Source organism: Cytobacillus spartinae, assembly GCF_042865285.1.
In the GTDB taxonomy this organism is placed as follows: domain Bacteria; phylum Bacillota; class Bacilli; order Bacillales; family Cytobacillaceae; genus Robertmurraya_A; species Robertmurraya_A spartinae.
The window spans coordinates 18,029-40,999 of record NZ_JBIACK010000018.1; the positions used below are offsets into that span (position 1 = coordinate 18,029).

At 36.7% G+C, this 22,971-nt stretch carries 22 protein-coding genes; 3 read left to right on the forward strand and 19 right to left on the reverse strand.

The window, feature by feature from the left end; genetic code table 11:
• Window positions 1-94 precede the first annotated feature (94 nt).
• The 11 genes from ACFYKX_RS23990 to ACFYKX_RS24040 all read right to left on the reverse strand — a co-directional run bounded on the left by ACFYKX_RS23990 (window position 95) and on the right by ACFYKX_RS24040 (window position 13,021).
• Window positions 95-2,017 (reverse strand): stage V sporulation protein D, encoded by a 1,923-nt coding sequence (locus ACFYKX_RS23990; RefSeq protein WP_389364334.1) that lies wholly within the window; start codon window positions 2,015-2,017, stop codon window positions 95-97.
• A 168-nt stretch (window positions 2,018-2,185) separates the two neighbouring features.
• Window positions 2,186-4,390: a penicillin-binding protein gene (locus ACFYKX_RS23995; protein ID WP_389364336.1), complete on the reverse strand. Its 2,205-nt coding sequence runs from the start codon at window positions 4,388-4,390 to the stop codon at window positions 2,186-2,188.
• Entirely contained in the window at window positions 4,390-4,746 is a 357-nt protein-coding gene (gene ftsL / locus ACFYKX_RS24000) for a cell division protein FtsL (protein ID WP_389364338.1), read from the reverse strand. Before ftsL ends, ACFYKX_RS23995 begins: the two co-directional genes overlap by 1 nt.
• 18 nt (window positions 4,747-4,764) lie before the next feature.
• The gene (rsmH, locus tag ACFYKX_RS24005) at window positions 4,765-5,697 is read right to left on the reverse strand and encodes a 16S rRNA (cytosine(1402)-N(4))-methyltransferase RsmH (RefSeq protein WP_389364340.1); all 933 of its coding nucleotides are present in this window, start codon (window positions 5,695-5,697) and stop codon (window positions 4,765-4,767) included.
• 75 nt (window positions 5,698-5,772) lie between these two features.
• Window positions 5,773-6,204 (reverse strand): division/cell wall cluster transcriptional repressor MraZ, encoded by a 432-nt coding sequence (mraZ, locus tag ACFYKX_RS24010; RefSeq protein WP_389364341.1) that lies wholly within the window; start codon window positions 6,202-6,204, stop codon window positions 5,773-5,775.
• 242 nt (window positions 6,205-6,446) lie between these two features.
• Window positions 6,447-8,081 carry a bacillithiol biosynthesis cysteine-adding enzyme BshC gene (gene bshC / locus ACFYKX_RS24015; protein ID WP_389364343.1) on the reverse strand — a complete coding sequence of 545 codons (1,635 nt, stop codon included), beginning with the start codon at window positions 8,079-8,081 and terminating at the stop codon, window positions 6,447-6,449.
• Window positions 8,082-8,197: 116 nt separating this feature from the next.
• Window positions 8,198-8,587: a DUF3397 domain-containing protein gene (locus ACFYKX_RS24020; RefSeq protein ID WP_389364345.1), complete on the reverse strand. Its 390-nt coding sequence runs from the start codon at window positions 8,585-8,587 to the stop codon at window positions 8,198-8,200.
• Between the two features lies 1 nt (window position 8,588).
• Window positions 8,589-9,482, reverse strand: coding sequence for a 2-dehydropantoate 2-reductase (locus tag ACFYKX_RS24025; RefSeq protein WP_389364347.1), 894 nt, complete (start codon window positions 9,480-9,482; stop codon window positions 8,589-8,591).
• Between the two features lie 182 nt (window positions 9,483-9,664).
• The gene (locus tag ACFYKX_RS24030) at window positions 9,665-11,206 is read right to left on the reverse strand and encodes an acyl-CoA carboxylase subunit beta (protein WP_389364349.1); all 1,542 of its coding nucleotides are present in this window, start codon (window positions 11,204-11,206) and stop codon (window positions 9,665-9,667) included.
• 35 nt (window positions 11,207-11,241) lie between these two features.
• Window positions 11,242-11,454, reverse strand: a complete 213-nt coding sequence (locus ACFYKX_RS24035; RefSeq protein ID WP_389364351.1) for an acetyl-CoA carboxylase biotin carboxyl carrier protein subunit — start codon at window positions 11,452-11,454, stop codon at window positions 11,242-11,244.
• Window positions 11,455-11,677: 223 nt separating this feature from the next.
• Window positions 11,678-13,021: an acetyl-CoA carboxylase biotin carboxylase subunit gene (locus ACFYKX_RS24040; RefSeq protein WP_389364353.1), complete on the reverse strand. Its 1,344-nt coding sequence runs from the start codon at window positions 13,019-13,021 to the stop codon at window positions 11,678-11,680.
• A 331-nt stretch (window positions 13,022-13,352) separates the two neighbouring features.
• Between ACFYKX_RS24040 and ACFYKX_RS24045 the strand changes: the two genes are divergently transcribed.
• Window positions 13,353-13,826, forward strand: a complete 474-nt coding sequence (locus ACFYKX_RS24045; protein WP_389364355.1) for an N-acetyltransferase — start codon at window positions 13,353-13,355, stop codon at window positions 13,824-13,826.
• A gap of 46 nt (window positions 13,827-13,872) precedes the next feature.
• Here ACFYKX_RS24045 and ACFYKX_RS24050 read toward each other — a convergent pair whose 3' ends face one another.
• The 4 genes from ACFYKX_RS24050 to ACFYKX_RS24065 all read right to left on the reverse strand — a co-directional run bounded on the left by ACFYKX_RS24050 (window position 13,873) and on the right by ACFYKX_RS24065 (window position 16,415).
• The gene (locus ACFYKX_RS24050) at window positions 13,873-14,502 is read right to left on the reverse strand and encodes an RsfA family transcriptional regulator (RefSeq protein ID WP_389364357.1); all 630 of its coding nucleotides are present in this window, start codon (window positions 14,500-14,502) and stop codon (window positions 13,873-13,875) included.
• Between the two features lie 98 nt (window positions 14,503-14,600).
• Window positions 14,601-15,359, reverse strand: coding sequence for an enoyl-CoA hydratase/isomerase family protein (locus ACFYKX_RS24055; RefSeq protein WP_389364359.1), 759 nt, complete (start codon window positions 15,357-15,359; stop codon window positions 14,601-14,603).
• 263 nt (window positions 15,360-15,622) lie between these two features.
• Window positions 15,623-15,796, reverse strand: a complete 174-nt coding sequence (rpmF, locus tag ACFYKX_RS24060) for a 50S ribosomal protein L32 (protein ID WP_009791160.1) — start codon at window positions 15,794-15,796, stop codon at window positions 15,623-15,625.
• 91 nt (window positions 15,797-15,887) lie between these two features.
• Entirely contained in the window at window positions 15,888-16,415 is a 528-nt protein-coding gene (locus tag ACFYKX_RS24065) for a YceD family protein (protein ID WP_389364360.1), read from the reverse strand.
• 224 nt (window positions 16,416-16,639) lie between these two features.
• On the opposite strand from ACFYKX_RS24065, the gene ACFYKX_RS24070 reads away from it, so the two are divergent.
• Window positions 16,640-17,872, forward strand: coding sequence for a nucleotidyltransferase (locus ACFYKX_RS24070; protein ID WP_389364362.1), 1,233 nt, complete (start codon window positions 16,640-16,642; stop codon window positions 17,870-17,872).
• A 24-nt stretch (window positions 17,873-17,896) separates the two neighbouring features.
• Here the strand turns inward: ACFYKX_RS24070 and ACFYKX_RS24075 are convergent, their stop codons facing one another.
• Together ACFYKX_RS24075 and ACFYKX_RS24080 are read right to left on the reverse strand one after the other, a co-directional pair.
• Window positions 17,897-18,922, reverse strand: a complete 1,026-nt coding sequence (locus ACFYKX_RS24075; protein WP_389364363.1) for a SepM family pheromone-processing serine protease — start codon at window positions 18,920-18,922, stop codon at window positions 17,897-17,899.
• Window position 18,923: 1 nt separating this feature from the next.
• Window positions 18,924-19,709: a patatin-like phospholipase family protein gene (locus ACFYKX_RS24080; RefSeq protein ID WP_389364365.1), complete on the reverse strand. Its 786-nt coding sequence runs from the start codon at window positions 19,707-19,709 to the stop codon at window positions 18,924-18,926.
• A 386-nt stretch (window positions 19,710-20,095) separates the two neighbouring features.
• On the opposite strand from ACFYKX_RS24080, the gene ylbJ reads away from it, so the two are divergent.
• A complete protein-coding gene (gene ylbJ / locus ACFYKX_RS24085) occupies window positions 20,096-21,310 on the forward strand; it encodes a sporulation integral membrane protein YlbJ (protein WP_389364367.1) in 1,215 nt (404 codons plus the stop codon).
• 481 nt (window positions 21,311-21,791) lie between these two features.
• Here the strand turns inward: ylbJ and coaD are convergent, their stop codons facing one another.
• Entirely contained in the window at window positions 21,792-22,274 is a 483-nt protein-coding gene (gene coaD, locus ACFYKX_RS24090) for a pantetheine-phosphate adenylyltransferase (RefSeq protein ID WP_389364369.1), read from the reverse strand.
• Between the two features lie 11 nt (window positions 22,275-22,285).
• Window positions 22,286-22,846, reverse strand: a complete 561-nt coding sequence (gene rsmD / locus ACFYKX_RS24095; protein WP_389364371.1) for a 16S rRNA (guanine(966)-N(2))-methyltransferase RsmD — start codon at window positions 22,844-22,846, stop codon at window positions 22,286-22,288.
• Between the last annotated feature and the right edge of the window lie 125 nt (window positions 22,847-22,971).

The window sequence follows — 22,971 nt, forward strand, 5'->3', positions numbered from 1 at the left end:
CTTTCTATAGGCCCTAATATAAGGGTATAAAATTTCTTATGAATTTTAACAACACAAGATGGGCGGCGAAAATAACTTTTGCCGCCCAAAGTTGCTATTCTTTATTATCAAAATACAGTCTGATCGTCGACCCTTCTTTTAACTTAACACCTGCCTGTGGCGTTTGTTTCACCACAATTTCTCCTTCACCACTTGGATCTATTTTCAAATTCACAAACAGCTCACGAATCTCTTTTTTAGACATTCCTACAACATCAGGTACTTCAACCATCACTGGGTCTGTCCAATCCTTTTTAACTTTTTCAATTTGATCTTCCCTTTGTTCTACACCTAATGCCCTTAAGCTATCTCCCATTACTGCTCCTACAATCGGTGCTGCAACTACGCCCCCGAATTGAACGGTCCCTTTAGGGTTATCTACAGCAACATAAACCACCAGTTGTGGATCATCTGCCGGAGCAAAACCGATAAAAGAAACAATATGGTTATTTTCCATGTAACGTCCATCCTTAACCTTCTGGGCCGTACCAGTTTTTCCACCGACTCTGTATCCATCTACAAAAGCTTTTCCTCCGGTTCCTTGTGCTACAACACTTTCTAGAGCATACCTGATTTCTTTTGATGTCTCTTCCGAAATGACTTTTCTTTTTGCTTGAGGGGTATTTTTCATTACTGTTTCTCCTGTGGCAGGGTCAACTAATTCCTTCGCAATGTATGGAGTATAAAGAGTCCCTCCATTAATCGCTGCTGATAGAGCTGTAACTTGCTGAATTGGAGTTACAGATACCCCCTGTCCAAATGCAGTGGTTGCTAATTCAACCGGCCCTACACGATCAATATTAAATAAAATCCCCTTGCCTTCCCCTTGAAGGTCAATGCCTGTCTTTTGACCAAACCCGAAATCCTTAATATATTTGAACAGAGTTTCTTTCCCTAATCTTTGTCCTAATTCAACGAATCCTGGATTACATGAGTTCTGGACAACCTCTAAGAACGATTGGCTACCATGGCCTCCTCTTTTCCAACAATGCAAGGTTGCACCATCAACCTTCACAGATCCTGAGTCATGGAAATGTTCTTTCTCTAAATCTACTTTACCTTCTTCTAAAGCAGCTGCAAGTGTAATAATCTTAAATGTCGATCCTGGCTCATACGTACTCCACACCGGTAAATTTCGATTATAAACCTCTGGAGCAACTTCTTGAAAATTCGACGGGTCGAAGCCCGGTCGACTTGACATTCCTAGTATCTCACCAGTATTTGGGTCCATAGCTATCGCGATTAATCCATCAGGATTATATGTCGCTTCGGCTATATCTAGTTCTCTCTCAATAATGGTTTGAACCTTTGAATCAATCGTAAGCTTTAAATCTAGACCATCAATTGGAGGTTCATAATCATCTGCCATATCATTCATTCTCTGACCTTTAGCATTGGCATAGAATTTAACAGAACCCTTTTGTCCTTTTAATTCCTTATCATAATAAAGTTCCAATCCCATAAGCCCTTGATTATCCACCCCAGCAAATCCTAATACATGCGATAGGTAATTTCCATAAGGATAATATCGTTTCGAATCCTCCCCTATGTATACACCTTTTAGATCAAGAGCGCGTATTTCTGTTGCCTTCTCATGGGAAATCTTCCGCCCTTCATTAATACGAACATTCATGGCGTTCTTTGTTATTTCTTTGTAAGCCTTCTCTTTTGACATATTTAAGACAGCTGCCAGTTTTTCTGCAGTCATAGCAGGGTCTTCAATTTGCCTCGGGACAACATAGACGGTTGGAGCACTTATATTTGTAGCTAGCGCCACTCCGTTTCGGTCTATTATTTCCCCTCTTTGAGGTTCGAATGGAATATTTCTACTCCAAGAATCTTTTGCGCCGTCCGTTAGCCAATTTCCTAAAACAAATTGAACATACCCAAGTCTGACATCGATGATGAAGAAAATCAAAAAACCTACAAATAGAGCGATTGTTAATCTTTTTCTTACTGTCACATTTGATACTCGCATTTTTTTGCGAACCTCCCTACAATATGGCTCGTTCAAATATATGCTTGTACTAAATGAAATAGAACGTGCCATCTCCCGAGATAGCACGTTCTATTATTTCGTCTGTTTACGCTTTATCTGGTTTTTTACATTGAAGGGCAATAAAAACTCATTCCTAACCTAGGATCCTTATCCTCCAATGATCTCCTCATCTTCCGTTTCGACTTCTTTTTTAGACTCTTGTTCTTCTTTCTCTAGAGGTGTTTGCAGGTGTATCACCATATAGTCTCCCTCTTTTAATGGTGACCCCTCCTTCAAACTTTGTTTTACAACATATCCACTTCCGGTCGTATTTAACTCAAGCTCTGCCATACTCGCAACCTTCATTACATCTCTTAAGGACCAACCTATCATATTTGGGACAGTAAGTTCTCCATCCGTTTTGATGATCACTTTTTCTCCCTCTAGTACCGCTTCATTTTTGAGCGGAAGCTGCTCAATGATGGTACTCCCAGCTCCTATAACGACTGTATTTACACCTAAATTAGTTAGCTTCTCTTTGGCCTGTTCGACATTTAAACCTGTTACATCAGGCAGTTCAATCGTCTTAGCTTTTTCCTGTTTTGCAGGCTCAATGTTTAGGTATTGAAGGCTATTTTTCATAACTGGCTTAAAAATCATAGACACGGGTAACGATCCATATGAATAGTGTTCTACCTCTGGCTGCTGAACTGCCACATACATGATTAGTCTAGGATTATCCGTCGGCGCCATTCCTAGGAAGGAGAAAACATAGTCACTTTCCCCTGTTAAGTACATACCATTTTCAGTCATATTCGCAGTACCTGTTTTTCCCGCTACATCATACCCTTCAATGTTATAACGGTTGTAACCTGTACCCTTTGGTGAAGTAATGATGGTCTCCAATAACTCTCTAACTTCCTTTGCTGTTTCTGGAGAAATAGGACTTCCCACTGCCTCAGGTGTCGTTTCTTTAATGACTTTTCCAGTCTCTGAATCTACTATTTTATCGATTATGTGTGGTTTAAGCATTTTACCGTCATTAGCAATCGCGGTTGCTGCCTGTATTTGTTGTATTGGTGTGATGGCCGTTCCTTGTCCGTATCCTGTTGTAATTTTATCTAAAGGATATTGATAGACAATCTTACCGCCCGTCTCATTTGGTAACTCTATTCCTGTAGGTTTGTCAAAGCCAAATAAAGTTAGGTATTCCCTATACTTATCGTACCCTAGTTTTTCTTTTACAATTTTGGCAAAAGCTACGTTCGATGATCGTTGAACACCTTCAAGGTACGTTATGCTTCCCCAACCAACTCCATTATGGTCTCGGATTGCTCTAGATCCTTCTGATGCTTTGTAAGATCCTGATTTATACCAATCGTTAGCATTAAAAACGTTCTCTTGTACCGCAGCAGCTAACGTAAATATTTTCATGGTTGAACCTGGCTCAAAAGAGTTTTCAATGGCCTCATTATGCCAGCTCTCAGATATCCCCTCTCGTGTCTTCGGGTGAAAGGTTGGTCTTTGTCCCATTGCTAATATATCACCCGTTTTCGGGTCAGCGACGATCGCTACAATTTTCTTAGGCTTGTACTCTAGTACAACCTGATTTAGAGCATCCTCAAGAAACGTTTGTATTTTCTTGTCAATAGTCAGATATACATGATCCCCATCACTTGCTGGTGTAACTTTTTCATCACCATCAGGTAAAATATATCCCCATAAATCACTTGAATATTTAATGGAGCCATTCTTACCAATAAGAGTATCATTAAACGCCTTCTCAATTCCTAGTTGTCCACTAGGTGTCTCTTCCCCATCTTTTGTATCAACATATCCAACTAAATGAGAGGAGAATATCCCATTAGGATAAAATCTTTTGGAATCTCTAATAAACGTAATTCCTGGTAACTTTAATTCTTCAATTTCTTTTTTGGTTTGTAATGAAATATCTTTTCCTTTACTACCAAATTCGACTTGGAACAACCCTTCTTTTGATAACGTACTATAAATCTTAGATTCTTCTAAATCAATAAATTTTGAAAGCTCTCTAGCTGTCATCTCTTTATCCACAACATGCCTTGGCTTCTTTGGGTTTGTCGTCATACTTTCATCTAAAATGGCAACAAGCGTGAATGATGCAGTGTCTTCAGCAACAACTTCTCCATTGCGATCAAAAATAGTTCCTCTTTTAGCTTCAATGACACCTTGTTTTAAATATTTTTGCTGTGCTTTCGCAGCAAGTGACTGGCCAGCAGCCTCACCAGTAATTTGAACAGAAAGAAAGCGATAAATTAAGACAAAAAAGAGCAGGACAAATATTACAAATAATATCGCTGCTCCGAAATTCATATTTTTCTGCTTTTGCATCATTAGTCTTGCACAACCTTAACATTATTTTCATTTAGCTTTAAACCAAGTTCTTTTGCTTTTGCCCATATTCTTTCATATGTCTTTAATTCACTAACCTGCATTTCAAGGTCATTATTAGCCTTAGCTTGCTCATTAATTGACATTTTTGTCTCTTGAATATCCCTATTCACTTCATATATAGCAGCCTGGTTAGACACAATATTAACGGCTCCAAAGCACATGACAGCACAAAAAGTTAGTCCTAATATTTTCTCACCAGGAGATAGCCATGAATTTTTAACTTTTACTTTACTAGGCGATTGAACAACTTGTTGCTGGCGTTGTTCCTGTTGTAGTTTTCTTGCTAAATTACTCATTCTTTCTCCTCCTAGTCATTATATCTTTTCTGCCACTCTTAACTTAGCCGATCTCGCACGGTTGTTATGTTCTAACTCTTCTTCAGTCGGTACAATAGGCTTTCGAGTGATTAATTTTAAAATGGGTTGGTATTCATCTGGAATAATGGGTAATCCCGGTGGTAAGTCTGGTGTTTCGCTGGCCTTTTTAAATGTCACTTTACAAATTCGATCCTCTAAGGAGTGGAAGGTAATGACGCTTATTCTACCGCCTGGATTTAATAGATCAATGGCTTGTTGTAGAGACCTTTCAAAAACACCAAGTTCATCATTTACAGCGATTCGAATGGCCTGAAAAACTCTCTTCGCAGGATGTCCACCTTTTCTTCTGGCAGGTGCGGGAATTGCATCCTTAATTAGTTCAACTAATTCACCAGTAGTTTCTATTGGTTTTACTTCTCGTGCGGCTTCAATTTTCCTTACAATTTGTTTTGAGAATTTCTCTTCTCCATATCGAAAGAAAATCTTAACGAGTTCTTCATAACTCCAAGAATTAACTACATCAAATGCTGATAAATCAGAATCTTGATCCATTCGCATATCTAAAGGTGCGTCATTATGATAACTAAAACCACGTTCGGGTGTATCTAATTGTGGTGATGAAACTCCTAAATCATATAGAACCCCATCAACCTTATGTACTCCTAATTTCTCGAGCTCCTCACGTAGGTTCTCAAAATTACTTTTTATAATCGTAATTTTATCTCCATACTCAGCTAACTTTTCTCTTGCATTTGCAATCGCCACTTCATCTTGGTCAAATGCATATAATTTTCCGTTACCGGATAGTTTAGATAAAATGAGTGAGCTATGACCTGCTCCTCCCATTGTACAATCGACATATATTCCATCGGGTTTAATATTTAACCCCTCTACCGTTTCATGTAATAGCACAGTTGTATGTTCAAACATGTTTGTCCACCTTTCTAATCGTGCGTTGTACGGATATGATTTTACAATTTAGACGATATAAAAAAACAGTATCCATTATATATCAAAACCGATCATGTTTTCCGCAATTTCCGCAAAAGATTCTTCTGACTCATTAAAATAGTCTTCCCAAAGATCTTTACTCCATATCTCAATTCGATTAGAAACTCCTAAAACAACGCATTCTTTTTCAAGCTTTGCATACTGCATTAGTGGGGAAGCAATATTTATTCTGCCTTGCTTGTCCAATTCGCATTCTGTTGCACCAGAAAAGAAAAAGCGGGTAAACGCACGAGCATCTTTCTTCGTAAGGGGTAAAGCTTTAAGTTTTTCCTCAATTAGCTTCCATTCGCTAAGCGGGTAACCAAATAAACATTGATCTAAGCCACGTGTAAGCACAAATGTTTCACCAAGATGGTCTCGAAACTTTGCTGGCACGATCAAACGGCCTTTCGTATCAACATTATGATGGTATTCACCCATGAACATGCCCGCTACCCCCACTCTCTACCCTAAATGTACCACAATCCCCCACTTTCCACCACATGTTTTTAATAATTCTTCCAACTGTTAGAAATTCCTTCTTTTTTGTAAAAGATTTTAGCTTTTTCTAATAATTTTCTTACGACAACTTCTTTTGATAAATCGTTGTTTTATGTGGGATTTTGTATGTTTTATTCCCATTTTCGCGAATTAAAAAAGACTTTATCGCTAGGATAAAGTCTTTCATATTATAGTTTGACCACTTTGTGAGAGCCATTGAACTCCCAATTCAGTTTCAGAATTTCATTTAAGAAATCTAGTCCATACTTATTTAAATAGTAAAGGACATTCCACATTCGCTCTTGCGGGGCACCTGCAGGTTTTAATGATCTATCAATTCGATCAAATTTTTCAAGTACCACAGTGTGCTTAAGTTTTAGAGCCTCTTCGAATTTCCCTTCCATAAAACCTATTTGCTTTAGCAACAATGCTTCATTTTTCTTTAGTAAAGGTAGCAATCCACGATATTGATCAGTAGATTTCTCTTCAATTTCTCCGTAAATTGAAAGAAGCTGCTCTTTAGTTCTTGTAAATAGGATGTTAAGGTCTTGGTCTCTGACGCTGCCTAAAAATTCATTAATAGACTTCTTAGTGCCATTTACTAACACATCTTGAAGGTCTAATTCTAGATCTTGAAGGTCCGATTCGATATTTCTTTCCAACAATGTAATATTCATTCTTGGAACAATTGGTGGCATTTTCATCCCAAAAAGCTCAAAAGATTTTTTCAACTCTGCCCAATAAGAGATTTCCCCAGGTCCTGCAATAAACGCAAGTGTTGGGAAAAGCCATTCTTGCGATAATGGCCTCGTCACAACATTATTGCTAAGTTTCTCAGGTGTTTCAGATGCAATCTCAAGTAGCTCAGCCTTTGTGAAAGAAATGGAACCGTTCTTTCCGGAGAAGCTCTCAGTGTCTTGTGAGAACTCTAATAACACTCTCTCATGATTGACTTCATCATAATAAAATAGATTTGCCGCCTGATTTGTAATATCAATGGTCCTAGGGAAATCCTCTTTGTGAAGCGCTTCTTGTTGTGATTTAACTTCACTGGTTATTTGTGATGCATGATCTATCTGTCTTATAAAAATATCTTTTTCTAGCTTTCGTAATTGTTTATTTCCAGAATCAATAATCAAAAGTCCTTCATCTTTGAATAGCTCCATCACTACAAAAGCAAAGAAATCAACAAATGTATCAGAGCCTTTAATAGCTGTCTCTAACATATGTACAAGATTTTTCGTATGCTCTGTCTCACCAAGGGTTTCTATAATTTCCTTCACCCAAGATAAAGCGATTTCTTTATTTATTGAAATGTCGGATACCATTCTTTTATCAAATACTCTTTCTGGATAAGTCCACTTTTCTAATTTATTCCGTTTATCCATAAAGATATGGTTCACTTCATCGTAATCATGGTCTTCCCCGGCTATCCAAAAAACAGGAATTACAGGAACTTTAAGCTCTAACTCCTTTTGCTTTGCAAAATGAACGATGGATATAATCTTGTGAATCGTGTATAAGGGCCCTGTTAATATCCCTGCTTGCTGTCCACCGATTACAACCACACTGTTATCTTGCCTTAATTTGTCTAGGGATTTTATTACATGATCTGAACTAGGGTATCGGTTCATAAACTCTGCGATATGATCAACCAATTCATTTCTCATAAATGTACGATTATTTAGTTCGTTAAGACGTCTTTGATAGTCACCTAAGCTTTGATAGCTGTAATGGAAATGCTGCTGTATATTAAGGTTTTGGGCCGTATATTCTGTTGCGAAACGGTTTGTTGCCGGTAGAAAGAGATCTAAAATCTCCATTTTATGTACTTCCTTTCTAAATACAATATGCTGCCCTTTGAGTATAGCACTGTCTTTAAATAAATAAAAAAAACTTGCTTAACCAATATTTATATGTAATTTCTAGGTAGACAATTTTATGAAAGACTATTCGTAATACTTTGGTACAAACCTATAATGACTAAGACCAAATAGGCTGAGGAAAAAATCAAAAAATTAAAACGCCAGAATCCCCTAAAAACACTTGTAAAATGAAGCTCATCCTTTACCTTCCAATGAATGAACGCAAAGATAATCGCAATAGCAATCATTAAAAGCAGGATAAGCCACATAAAGGATTTACCCCAAATGGTAACGATTAAGTAATGGACAGAGAAAACGAATAATAATGTACTTACATCTAGTGCTATATGGACTGATTTTTTATGCTGTTTCGTGATTTGTTTACTTATTACAAATATGATTAGATAACCTAAAATTGGAACTGTAATGAGTGTAGCTAAGATCGATGAAAATATGCCTGCCAAGTTAATTCCCCTCTCTCCTTAACTCCTTTCCTTTTATGCAGTGATAATATGCTTCTGTGAGCGGAGCTTCTATTTTTTTGTGTTCAGCTTTTTCAAGCAAATACCCTAGAATAGCATCTATTTCTGTTGGACGATTAGCCTCAATGTCTTTTAGCATGGATGACCGATTGTGAGCTGTTTTTTTACAAATATGTATAAGGTTCTCATACGTTTTCTCTGCCTCTAATTCTAAGATACCTGTAATCTCTTTAAACAATGAATTTAACAAGTGAGCAAAATATGGGTTCTCCACAAGTTGTCCATTTTCTACATATAAGATAGCTGTTAACGGGTTAATTACAGCATTGACGACGAGCTTTCTTATTAACATCTCCTCATAGTTCTCTTCTAGTTTGAAAGGAAATTCAGTTCCTAAAGGCTCTATGAAATGTATTAACTTACTTTTATCACCTTTATAATTAGCAAGCCTTGTAATGCCTTCACCTGTATGATGTACGGTTACATCGTTTTCACGGTATGCCCCATGTTCAACAGATCCTACAAAAATGTGATTGGCGTTTAATGTTTCTAACCATTTTAGATGCCCCATTCCATTTTGCAAAAATAATATTGGAGCCGTTTCCGTAAGTGTAATAGTCTTTAATAAACTTTCTAATTGATACTGTTTTACAGTAATGATGGTAAGCTCTTCTTGATTTTGCCGAAAATCATGTATGTGCTTGCATACTATTTTAGTTCGATGGGAAACGTTATCTTTTTTCAAGGTTAGTCCTTCATCCTGTAGGTTCTCCATTTGGGTCCTTGTTCTTGTATATAAAACAACCTCATGAAAAGGATGAAGATAATAGGCAAAAAGTAACCCAACCGATCCTCCACCGATAATGCTAATTTTCATAGTATCTCCTCAAATCGTTTGTTAATAATATTTTAACAGAAGTCTTTAAAGGATTAAAATATACGTATTTGAAATATTGTTATTATTTTTTTAAGTAGGTATCGGGTACTATTCAACATCCATATTTTCTTTTTTAAAAAGGGAAAAGGACCCCTTAATGGAAAAGGAGTCCTTCTTTCTTCTTAAACTGGGTAAACCGGGTGCTTTCTTACACTGAAAATCATTTCTTTCGTTGCATATAACGAGAATCTTTGAATTAAAGTTTCTCTTAAACTCGCTGGAGATACTATGTCATCTACGATTAATTCAGAAGCAAGTTTATAAATATCAATATGCTCCTTATATTCCTGTTGTTTCGCTTGAACAAATGCAATCTTTTCCTTAGGGTCTTCAATTTCATTAATTTTATTTGAGTATACTGCATTAACAGCTGCTTCAGGTCCCATTACTGCAATTTGTGCAGTTGGAAGAGCCACACAGTAATCTGGTTCGAAAGCAGGGCCCGCCATCGCATAAAGCCCCGCACCATAAGCTTTTCTTACGATAACTGAAATCTTAGGAACAGTTGCTGAACTCATAGCAGCAATTAATTTTGCACCATGACGGATAATTCCAGCTCTTTCTACTTTTGTTCCAATCATGAAACCTGGTACGTCTGCAAGGAATAGTAAAGGAATATGGAATGCATCGCACAGTTGAATAAATTTCGCCGCTTTATCAGCAGAATCAACAAAAAGTACTCCACCTTTTACTTTTGGCTGGTTTGCTATAATACCAACTACTCTTCCATCCATTCTAGCAAGTCCCGTAATTAGTTCTGGAGCAAATAATTTCTTAATCTCAAAGAAGCTACCTTCGTCTATTAATGTATCAATCGCTTCATACATATCAAAAGGAGCATTTTGGTTAACCGGAATGATTTCTTCTAGCTGTCTACCCTTTTTAGGTTCAACGCCTTCTACAACTTTCGTTTTCTCTTGAAAACTTGCCGGGAAATACGTTAAATAGCTTCTCGCAGATGCAATAGCTTCTTCTTCACTATAAGCTAAGACATCACCACAGCCACTTACAGAACAGTGCATGCGTGCTCCGCCCATCTCCTCAAGCGTTACTTTTTCTCCAATTACCTTTTCAGCCATTCTAGGTGAACCTAAATACATAGAAGCATTTTTATCTACCATGATAACAATATCACAGAATGCAGGAATATAAGCTCCTCCAGCCGCCGATGGACCAAATAGCAAACAAATCTGTGGAACCATACCAGACATCTTAACTTGATTATAGAAAATTTTCCCTGCACCACGGCGATTTGGGAACATTTCTAATTGATCTGTAATTCTTGCTCCAGCAGAATCAACCAAATATAAAAGTGGGACTCTTAGTTTCTCAGCAGTTTCTTGAATACGGATAATCTTCTCAACTGTTCTCGCTCCCCAAGATCCAGCTTTTACAGTAGAATCGTTAGCCATAACACAAACTGTTTGGCCGTTCACTTTCCCGATAGCAGTAACAACTCCGTCAGCAGGCAAATCTGCTTCTTTACAATTCGCAAATTTTCCGTCTTCTTCATAACGGCCTTCGTCGAATAATAATTCTAAACGTTTACGAACAAAAAGCTTATTCTGCTGTTTGTTCTTTTCGTGGTACTTCGGATGTCCCCCTGCTTCTATTTCCCTTGTCTTTTCTAGTAAAGTGTCTGATAACGTCTTTGCTGTAGTCATTCTTCTCCTCCTCTTTGCCGCTAAGGTCTTTAATCTTATTCAATAACTAGTAATACATCGCCTTCGTTTACAAAGTCTCCAATATTCACTTTCAATTCAGCTACAGTACCTGAAAATGTACTTTCTACTGGGATCTCCATTTTCATTGATTCAAGCATTAATACTTCTTGACCTTCTGCAACTGAATCCCCTTGGCTCACTAAGATGTTTAATACAGTACCTGCCATTGATGATGTAATTTCTTTCATTCGTAATTCCTCCATTGATTTTTCTTATAAGATTTATTTATTGCCTTACTATTATTATGGCTTTTTTTGCATAAATCATCGCTATTCGTATATATGGACTCCAACACGGATTCTATGCTGTTTCGTGGCATCTTTTCTACCAAAATAAACAAAATAGCACCATATCCGTTCGTATCAAGTTTAAAGTATTCAATAGTAACAAAGTTTACGAAAAGAGCCTTTATTATTTTGCCATCAGTTTATGATTCGCTAAGTAAGCAGTGGTATACTCTCCATTCAAAAAGTCTTCTTCTGAAAGAATCTCTTTAAATAGAGGAGCATTTGTTTTAATTCCTGAAATGGTTAGGTTCTCAAAGTATTTTCTAGCTAACTCAATTGACACATCTCTAGACTCACCACTAATAATGATTTTAGCAATCATCGGATCATAGAATGGTGACACGGTTAAGTTAGGTCCATATCCATTATCAACCCTTATTCCATCACCTGGTGTCCATGAAAACTCCTCAATTTTTCCTGGTGAAGGTAAGAAACTCTTTGGATCCTCAGCATACAACCTAAATTCAATTGCGTGACCTTTTCTTTGAATCTCACTTTGTTGTAAAGGAAGCTTCTCCCCACTAGCAGTCAATATTTGCCACTTAACCAAATCTAAACCTGTTATTTGCTCCGTGATCGGATGCTCTACTTGAAGCCTTGTATTCATTTCTAAGAAATAAAAATTCTCTTTCTCATCAACAATGAATTCAATGGTTCCAGCATTCACGTAGTTAACTGATTGCGCAGCCTTAACGGCTGTTTCATACATTAATTCTCTAGTCTTATCTGATAAAAATGGTGATGGCGTCTCTTCCACTACCTTTTGGTGTCGTCTTTGGATAGAGCAATCTCTCTCGAATAAATGTACAATATTGCCATGTTTGTCACCAAAAATTTGCACTTCAACATGACGAGCGTTTTCGATGTACTTTTCTACGAAAACCTCCTCTGTACCGAAGTATGCCTTTGCCCTAGCTTTGGTTGAATCAAACGATCTAACGAGCGCTTGCTCATTTTCACAGCGAATCATTCCAATTCCACCACCGCCACCACTTGCCTTCAACATAACTGGGTATCCCATCTCTTCAGCAAGAAGTGTAGCTTCTTCAACAGAGAAAACTCCGCCTTCACTACCAGGTACAACCGGTACTCCAGCGTCTATCATTGCTTGACGGGCACCAATTTTATCTCCCATTAATTGAATGGTATCAACACTAGGACCTATAAATGTAATCCCTGCTTCTTGAGCAGCAACAGCAAATTGAGCATTCTCAGACAAGAATCCATAACCAGGATGAATGGCATCTACTTTTTCTTTTATAGCAACTTCTAAAATGGTTTCATATTGTAAGTAAGATTTATTAACAGGCGGCTCCCCTATTCGGTGTGCGACTGTTGCTTCTTTTACAAAAGGCATCTGTTCGTCTGCATCCGAATAGACTGCAACCGTCTCAATCCCCAAATCATTACACGTTTTTATGATCCTTGAAGCAATTTCTCCCCTGTTTGCAATAAGTATTTTTTTCACTCTGTATCCCCTTTCTAAGTAGAAATGCCCTCAATAATAAATATTTCTACAATAACCTTCATTTTTCCTGCTAACTTTGTAAACGCTTTCGTATTTATGTGCAGAATTTTTTGTTTTTTTGTTATATAATGAAAGTGGGTTTTACTACTCATACACACATTTTTCATATATATTTTATTAGAAAATGTATTTATACAAAATTAGTCAGTGTCTACAAAGTTTAAGTTTATTTCGCTCACATCTAAATGCTGAACTATATGTATGTTATTCACTAGAAAACTGACATATACAAAAAAGTATAAAGTTTACACTTTGTCTTAGGGGGATTTATATGAATTACAAAGTAGAAAAGCTTAAAGTTAATTATAAAACGTTAGAAGAGTTTAAGAAATTTAAGGAATATGGATTACAAGAGCTTTCCATGTTAGAAGATCTTGAAGCCAATATTATTGAAAATGATAGCGAGTCACCATTTTATGGAATTTATTTCGGTGATAAACTAGTGGCCCGAATGAGCTTATATCAAGTTGATGCAAAATTTAATCGCTATTTTGAGCCAGCCAAAGATTATTTAGAACTATGGAAACTTGAAGTAATCCCCGATTACCAACATAAAGGTTATGGTACTGCATTGGTTGAATTTGCTAAAAATAAGAACCTTCCAATAAAAACGAACCCAAGAGTAAAGTCAAAAGATTTTTGGGAGAAAATGGGCTTCAGTTCTGTGACATACAATGTGGAGAGGGACCTTGGGGAAAATCCACTTCTGTGGTTCCCAGAAGGCTTTTCAGAACACTCAAATTAAGAAGATATTTACTAAAAAAAGCGGACCATTCGTCCGCTTTTTTTACTTATTTCTCTACTCTTTCAAGATTACCATTTTTATCCATTTGGAACTTTACCTTTTGCTGTCTATCTTCTTCTTGCAAAACGACCATTTTTCTAGCTCTTTCCATGATTTCAATCAGTGCTTTATAATCCTGTTCAATGGTCTTAAGTTCCTTACTTAACTTTTCATTTTCAGTTGCTAAATAATAGATCTGCTTTTCTAAATCTTGAATTTTACCTTCATATTGATTCAATTCTTCTTTTTGTTGATTTGACGATTCAGCAGCGTTATAGAGTTCCTTCAGAAAACCAACTAATTGTTCAAACTCAATAATTAAATCACTTTTTTCAGCAACCGGCTCTGCCAATTGTACATGTTCTTGTTTTTCCTCGACAGGCTCTAAGGCTTCTACTTGTGTATTTTTCTTTAATTCCTTACGTTGTTTCTTTGCCAATTCGATACCTGATTTATATTGCTTTCTAACATATGAATTCCAACGGAAGCCACAAGCAGCAGCAGTTCTCGAGAGTTGCTTTCCAACTTCTTCAAAAGCTTGCAGCTGTGTGCCCCCTTCTCTAATTTGACGTAAAACTACTTCTGCAAGAAGTAAATCTTCATCTTGAGACCACGCATCTTGGCGATTGGTTGGCATAAGTCAAATCCCTCCTAGTGTTTTTTATTCATACATATGCATCTACTAGAAAAGATAGACTGATATCCTGTTAGAAACACAATAATAATTATTCATATTTACTTCCGGTTAATAAAAAGATCGACCTGCTTATGGTGTGCTTCACTTTCCCATAATATCGAACATTTCCTAACTTCTGTTTCAATTCTTTCCCGAATGTTGCTTTGATTCCATTTCCTTACAGCTATTTCTTTATAGGCTCTTAGGACACTACCTTCAATCATTTGTTTATTTTTAATGAAGGTTAACATAGCATATAAAGGATCACCTTCATATATGTAATGAATGAACCCTAGGTTCTGAAGTTCTTCTGCAGTATAAATCGATGACTCCATCAAGATTTCCAATGCAGTTGAACTTGGTAACTTTTCAAGGAGAATCGTGCCTCCACCCCATCCGGTCGTGATAGCCAGTTTCCCTTGAACAAATCCTACCTTTATGTCTTTCCTAGCAATCCGAAAATCACAGGCAGTTGCAAGCTCGCATCCCCCACCAAGTGCCATTCCATTCATGAGAGCTACAGTAGGCTTCGGAAGCATCAACAATTCATAGAGAATTTTAGACATCCTAGACAGCATGGTGTAGGCTTGTTCTTCCGTCTTCAGTTCATGAAATACAGATAGGTCCCCTCCCGAGCAGAAAGCTTTTTCTCCTTCACCAGTAATGATCAAAATTTTAACATGAGGCAGTTTAGCTAATTCTATCGCTTCTACTAGTCCGTCCATCACTTCATAGTTAATGGAATTTCTTTTGCTTTCTCTTGTTATAGTGAATATTAACAGTCCATTTTCATGTTCTTCAATTGTATACGGTTTCATTTATACCCCTCCTTAAAAGAAACAAAACTTTTGTTAACTAAATTCTTAATATGCATTATATATTAAATTACCTTTATGAAGTTTTAAGATGTTTTTTGAATAATTAAATTTACGATACTTTTCGGATAATGACGTTGGCTTACCCCTTAACAACGACAAAAGCACAGAACATAAAAGTTCTGTGCTTTATCTAACTATCAGAAAGAATCTTTTTGAAATTAGATATCTGTCTAGCAGTATGACTACCGCTTAGTTGTCATTAATTAGTCGTTCACAACTTCTTTTCCTTTGTATGTTCCACAAGCTTTACATACGCGGTGAGCTAATTTCATCTCACCACAGTTTGGGCATTCTACCATACCTGGAACCTGTAGTTTAAAATGAGTACGACGTTTTCTTTTTGCAGTTTTAGAAGTTCTTCTAAAAGGTACAGCCATTCTTCCCACCTCCTTAAAGAGTATTAAGAAAGTCATGAAGGCCAGCAAATACTGGTCTCTTCAAATGTTTCTTGTCTACTTCTACATTCTATTATGAATTAGAAGAAGGATCATCTTGATCAAGTAATTTTGCAAGGCCTGCTAGACGCGGATCAATTTTATCCTGCTTCTCTTGCTCATGAATAACTTCCCAATCTTTTCCTGATTGTGGAGCTCCTTCATCGCTAGAAACATCTTCACAGAATACTTGCATTGGGACCTCAAGTACTAGGATTTCCTTAATGACCGGCATTAGGTCAATAACATCACCTTTTACTTGATGGACTTCCTCTTCGGTTTCGTAATCTAAACCTTTTAAAAGGAAGGTTTCTGTTGTTTCAACATCAATTGGATAATTCACGTCAACTAAAGTACGAGAACAAGGTAAAACTAGGTGACCATTTATTTTTAAATGAAAAGTCACTTTTGTCGAATCAATATCAGCTCGACCAGTTATATGCATTGGTGAAACAGCTCGTACTGATTGTTCGACTTCTTTAACCTCATCTACGGTTACTATTTCATCAATAGGAAAATCCTTGCTTCGATGTTTTTGTAACTGACTTAATGTCCATTTCATAAGAATCACCCCAAGGCAACAAAGGTAATTATAGCTTTCATATAATTATTTGTCAATATTTTTTCTTTACACTATAATGTAGTCATTATAGGTACAATCTAGTCAGTAAATCTAATTTTATCTTATACGAAGTTATTTATCAATTTCATAAAAACAATCATGGTTAGTATTTACATAATATATAATTTTCACATTCTTTTTTTCAAACTTAGGGAGTTGAGGAAATGAAAGCAGTCGGAGTGGTGGTTGAATATAACCCTTTTCACAATGGACACGCATTTCATCTACAGGGAACAAAAGAATCAACAGACGCAGATGTAGTGATCGCTGTCATGAGTGGTCAGTTTCTCCAACGTGGTGAACCAGCTCTTTTGCCTAAATGGACAAGAGCCAAAATGGCTTTATTAGCCGGAGTTGATATTGTTTTTGAACTTCCATACCAGTTTGCTACTCAAAAAGCCGAGACATTTGCAAATGGTTCAATTTCTATTCTAGCTGCAGCTGGCTGTAAGGCTGTGTGTTTTGGAAGCGAGTCAGGGGATATTAGCAACTTCCATGCGACTATAGATTTTCTTGAACAGAACCATGATCGCTACCAACAAACTATACAAGAATATATGAAAAAAGGAATGAGCTACCCAAAAGCAACATCCGAAGCGTATAAAAGCTTATCTCCGTCAGAACAGTTAGTTGATTTGTCTAAACCAAACAATATTTTGGGTTATCAATACATACAAGCTGTCCGCAATAGGAACGTAGATATGAAAGTGGTAACTATTACAAGGAAGAATGCAGACTATCATGATGAACATTTTGCCTCTGAAACAATTGCTAGTGCAACTAGCATTCGAAAGAGTATTTTTTCAGACAGAGGGGATATCGATTTAGTCAATCAATATGTACCTATGACAACTTTTAAAGAACTTAGGAGATATTATGAAGAATACGGACAATTTCATCAATGGGAGAGTTATTGGCCATTGTTAAGGTACCGTTTACTTCAAAGTACCCCAAATGAACTCAGAGAGATTTACGAAGTTGAAGAGGGCATTGAAAACCGAATGATTCATATCGCACTAAAGGCAAATTCATTTATCGAGTTTATGACTGCTTTAAAAACCAAAAGGTATACATGGACTAGGTTACAAAGAATGTGTGTACATATCTTAACAAATACAAAAAAAGAAGAAATGAAAAATCGAGATGATAAACCATCCTATTTACGTTTACTCGGAATGACAGAGCAGGGTAGAAAATATCTTAATTACTTGAAAGACGATTGCGAGCTTCCTCTCATTTCTAAGCTTTCAGCCTACCAGAATTCTGATATAGAACTTGATATTAGAGCATCTAGAATTTATTCACTAGGAGCAAAGAGAAACCATCAACAAACCATAATGAATATGGAATATAACCAACCTCCAATATATATAAAAAGTGGGCTCACTACAAATTAGGGGCCCACTTTTTGTCATTTTAAGCTATTTTTCAGGAGTTAAGTTTTTTAAAAATTGAATGGCTTCTTCAAAAGTATCAACAGGAACAATTTTCATATTCGTTCCAATATCTTCTGCTGTTTTTACAGCAGCCTTATAGTTCGAATCTTCTGCTCCCTCTTCATTCGGAGCGAAAAAGATATCGGCTCCAACTTTATCAGCAGCAATAATTTTCTGCTCGATTCCTCCAATCCGACCAACTGTCCCATCAGGAGAAATTGTACCCGTTCCAGCAATTTCATATCCTCTAGTGATGTCCTCTTCTATAAGTTGATTATAGATTTCTAAAGAAAACATAAAGCCAGCTGAGGGTCCTCCAATATCACTAGTGTCTATATTCACTTCTGGTTCAACGACTACGTCTTTATCATCAACGAGGCTTATCCCAACGCCCACTTTATTAACATCATTACTAAAAGGTTTTACCTCGATAGATACTTCTTCTACTTTGTTCTTTCTCTCAAAGGTTAAACTGATCTTGTCCCCAGGTTGCTTAACACTAACATACTCGATAAATTCATTCGACGACTTAAACTCTATTCCATCTACTTTAAAAATCCGGTCACCAGGTAATAGCTTACCGTCTGCTGGCATCCCTTCCATGATACTCAACACGTATACACCCTTGTAATGATAGTTAACAGGTATACCCGCTTTCTTATAGGCCACTTCAATCGCATATGTCTTTGAACTAGACATTAAATGAAGCTGACGTACACTATACTCTTCTTCCGATTCTTCTTCTCTTCTAATGGCACTTTCAGGATAAATCTCTTGGTATTCAGACATTTTTGCCATTACATAAGTATAAATATTTGGTTTTCCCATTCTAATAGTAGTTAGCATAAAGCTTCCATCTTCTTCATAGCCGTTTTCAACTTCAATAATAGGGGCAAGTTCCTTTGCCATACCAGGTTTAGATACATAATATGGCAAAGTAATAAAAGAGCTAATGAAAAGAAGGATGGCGAAAATCAGAATGAGGGAACGAAAAATTAGTCTTTTGCTCATTCTATTGCTGCTCCTTCCATTGTTCCAACAATGCTTTGATTTTTTCTATATGTTTTTTTGTTTCTTCTTCACCAATTGAAATAATCTCATCTATTTTCGTAAATGCTCTTGAACTATACATCTCTACCCTTGGACGAATCATTACATCTGACGCAATTTGCCGATGCTCCACTAGCTCCATTTGCATAATATCAATACTTTGCATAATGACATCATAAATCGAAATAATTTCTGTGTTCGTTTTCACATGAGAAACATCTATAGCAATGACGATATCTGCACCCATTTCTTGAACAACAGAAACTGGAACTCGGTCAACCACACCACCATCGACATAAAGCTTTCCATTATACTTCTCAGGAACAAATATACCTGGTATGGAAATACTTGCTCGAACAGCTTCTGCAATCGGCCCTGTTTTAAAAACGGTTTTCTCTCCAGTCTTCAATTCAGTTGCAACAACACTAACTGGAATATCTAATTGTTCAAGGTTTTTACCATGTGTAAAGATCCTGATTAATTCCTTTACTCTGTTTCCTGCAATAAATCCCATTTTCGGTACAGTAAAATCCAAGTAATATTTTCTTTTAAACACCTTTGAAAGCTTGTATAACCGTTCAATATCTAGACCTGCTCCATAAAAACAGCCAACAAGAGCTCCCATGCTACTTCCTGCTATTAAATCAATAGGAATTCCCTCATCTTTCAATACCTTTATAACACCTAAATGAGCAAATCCTCTTGCTCCTCCAGAACCCAACGCTAAACCGATTTTAGGACGATGCAAAGGAAATCCTCCTTTTACTACATATTAGTTTATCCTGTTTCAATCTTATGGTCTAATTTAAAATTCTATGAGTATATTGGTTTATATGAGGACAAGTCATCAAAATGAAAGCTCATGTAACACCTTAGACGCCTTTAGACTGAAGAAATATATATATGATCAGTTTATTCGCTCTACAGAAAAAAATGGCTCTATGTCGATAGTTTAATTACTTCATACTGTATGTATATTTAAAAAACAGAATAAGAGAGAAAGAACTTATTCTAAATATCCTTTATTATTAACCAATACTGGTAAATTTAGATGAAGGTTCCATTTAACATTTTCATTCTATCACTGTTTTTTATAGTTGCACAGTAAGTTCACCTTCAGGGGGAGGATTAGGTGTGTTACGATCCAAGCTTAAGACCATAATACTAGCTTCTTCTGTCACTATTATGGCCATATCCTTAGTAAGTTTTCCGCAGGAATCAGTTGATGCATCTATAAGAGGATTAACGATGTGGTGGGAAATCGTTTTCCCATCATTATTGCCTTTTTTTATTGTGTCTGAGATGTTAATTGGGTTTGGCGTTGTAAAATTCATTGGTGTTTTATTAGAACCATTAATGCGTCCCTTGTTCAGAGTACCGGGAGTTGGCGGGTTTGTATGGGCCATGGGGATGGCTTCAGGACAGCCTGCTGGAGCAAAGCTAACTGCTAGATTAAGGCAAGAGGGGCAATTAACTAAAGTGGAAGCTGAAAGATTAGTTTCCTTTACAAACTCCTCTAATCCTTTGTTCATTTTCGGTGCAGTTTCTGTTGGTTTCTTTCATAATGCAAAGTTAGGAATACTTCTTGCTGTTGCCCATTATTTAGGTAACGTTACAGTAGGTTTACTAATGAGGTTCTACGGAAAAAACTTGAGCCGTACGAAAGAACCCACTAGAAAGTTTTCCATTCGTGCTGCTTTTAGTGAGCTCCACCGAACAAGGGTAAATGATAAGCGACCAATCGGAAAGCTTCTGGGAGATGCTGTTATGTCATCTATCCAAACACTGCTAATGATCGGTGGGTTTATTATTTTATTTTCTGTTATTAATAAACTTCTTTTCCATCTACATATCACAGGCTTTCTAGGGGAAGCTGTAAAATATGTTCTCAATACCTTTCATCTTTCAGAGGCACTTAGTATCCCATTTATTTCTGGTTTATTTGAAATTACATTAGGAAGTCAACTGATTAGCCAAGTAAAAGAAGCATCTCTGATGAACCAAGTTATTATTACAAGTTTCATCCTTGCATTTAGTGGATTTAGTATACAAGCCCAAGTGGCGAGTATCTTAGCTCAGACAGATATTAATTTTAAACCTTTCTTCTTTGGTCGTATCATTCAAGGGTTTTCTGCTAGTATATATGCTTTTCTTCTATGGGAGCCCTTATATGCACGAACCAATAACGGAGAACAACCTACCAATGCGATACCAGTCACGTTTTTTGGAGAAGGGGCATGGCTTTCAGACACTTTCTCACTTATGACAAAGTTAGGTCCACCAATTACGATTTTTGCACTTTGTTTATATATACTTTTATATTCGAGACGAATCTATCAAAGTAAATAAATATAAAAACGAGCACAAGTGGTGTGCTCGTTTCAGATTGTCGACAAAAGGCATCGAGACTGATGCCTTTTGTCTATTTTTATTTAAATTGTAGGGAAAATGGTTGATTCTATCTTACTTACTAAATGATTATCAGGAACTTATTGGTCAATCGTCGGCCATCTCTAATTGATTTCATTGGATTGGTTTTTAGTCATCATGCTACGTCACCTCAAAAAAATATTCAGCTTACTTAGTTGATTGGAGCGAAGGGCGACGACTCCTGCGGGAAAAGCGGGAAAGTCGAGACCCTGGACTGAGCGTAGCGAGGGAAGCGGCTCGGCCCCGCCCGCGGAAAGCGTTCGCCCGTAGCGTAAATCAACGGATACCTAGAGTATAAATTGGATTTAATTGAAAAAAGACTGTACGCAAGCTCGAAATTCTCGAGTTTGTCTACAGTCTGAAATGGGAACACAAGGGTGCTCGTTTTCTTTTACCAAGGTTATTTTATAAATTTTGCTTTTAATGCTTTTTCGACAGGTGGAGGCACTAACTCTGTAATTTTCCCATTGTATTTTGCAACCTCTTTAACGATGCTTGAGCTTAAGAATGAATACTGATTATTGGTCATGATAAAAAATGTTTCAATTTCATCATTTAAGACTCTGTTCATTGAAGTGATTTGCATTTCATACTCAAAGTCAGAGACAGCCCTTAAACCTCTTATAATGGCACTTGCTCCAACATTTTTAGCGTAGTCAATTAACAAACCTTGAAAGGAATCTACTTTCACATTTGGAATATTCTTAGTTACTTCCTTGATTAAGTTAATTCTTTCTTCTACAGTAAACAAAGGCTGTTTAGATGAATTATTCAATACCACTACTTTTACTTCATCAAACACTTTAGCCCCACGAGTAATGATATCTAAATGTCCATTTGTAATCGGATCAAAGCTACCTGGACACACAGCTATGCTGGCCATATATATCCCCCTTATACCTCTTCTAAATATGTATATACAGAAATTGTGATAATTCCATATGTTTCTTTCTTTATTTGTGAAAGCTCTCCAATTTGCTCTGGGATTTCGACGTCATGACTATGTTCACATACGATAACCCCATTGTTAGAAAGTAATCTTTGTTTATCGATCGTCTGCATTAAGCTTTCTAGCTGCTGTTTTTTATAAGGAGGATCTAGGAATATAAAATCAAATGTAATTCCTCTTTTGATTATAGCTTTAATCGCCCGTTCGGCATCATTCCGATAAACTTCACTTTTCTCTTCTGCTTGACATATTTTAAGATTTTCGTAAATCGTTTGTATGGCTTTTCCATCACGATCCACAAAAATAACTTTATCAAGTCCCCTACTTAATGCTTCAATCCCTAGACCACCACTACCAGCAAATAAATCCAAGCCAGTACCTCCGTCAAAATAAGGGCCAATAATGTTGAACATAGCTTCTTTTACTTTATCTGTAGTCGGTCTTGTTGTTTTACCAGGAACAGCCTTTAATGCCTTCCCTTTATAAGAACCAGAAACCACTCTCATGTTTTATCACCACAATCATCCAAATTACGCGTTCTTTCCTATCCTATCATAATTTTTTGGGTGTAGCCAATATCCTGAAAGCGAATACATATTAGCCTCTATATTCGTATCCTTCAAAAAATTAT